This is a genomic window from Achromobacter sp. GbtcB20 (genome assembly GCF_019091095.1).
GTDB classification, from domain to species: domain Bacteria; phylum Pseudomonadota; class Gammaproteobacteria; order Burkholderiales; family Burkholderiaceae_B; genus Achromobacter; species Achromobacter mucicolens.
This window is the reverse complement of record NZ_JAGXJZ010000257.1, coordinates 1-417: the sequence shown is the minus strand read 5'-3', so window position 1 is coordinate 417 and position 417 is coordinate 1. Positions and strand designations below refer to the sequence as shown.

At 67.4% G+C, this 417-nt stretch carries 1 protein-coding gene; it reads left to right on the top strand.

Features of this window, described 5'->3' with window-relative positions; translation table 11 throughout:
• Positions 1-132: 132 nt before the first annotated feature.
• A partial coding sequence (locus KVT32_RS28870; RefSeq protein ID WP_217619289.1) for an undecaprenyl diphosphate synthase family protein occupies positions 133-417 on the top strand: 285 nt, incomplete at its 3' end.

Genomic DNA, 417 nt, shown 5'->3' with positions numbered 1-417 from the left:
GGCTGGACGAAACAAGCCGGCCCGGCCGCCGCCCGGCCGTTTGCTTCATCCGGCCTGGTTGCCGCCCGGCCGTCTTTCACCCGGCCGGGCGCTTCGCTTTATTTGTCGTATCACTGTCATGGCAATGGATTTATGATCTTCAAGAGTTCGACGACTGCAGTACCCGATGTGCCGGCCGTCCCGCGCCATATCGCGATCATCATGGACGGCAACGGCCGCTGGGCGACCAGGCGCCTGCTGCCGCGCGTGGCCGGGCACGTGAAGGGCGTCGAAGCCGTGCGCGGCGTCGTCGAAGCCTGCGTGCTGCGCGGCGTCGAGTACCTGACCCTGTTCGCGTTTTCCTCGGAAACCTGGCGCCGTCCGGCCGAGGAAGTCTCGCTGCTGATGCGCCTGTCCGCCACCGCGCTCGAGCGCGAG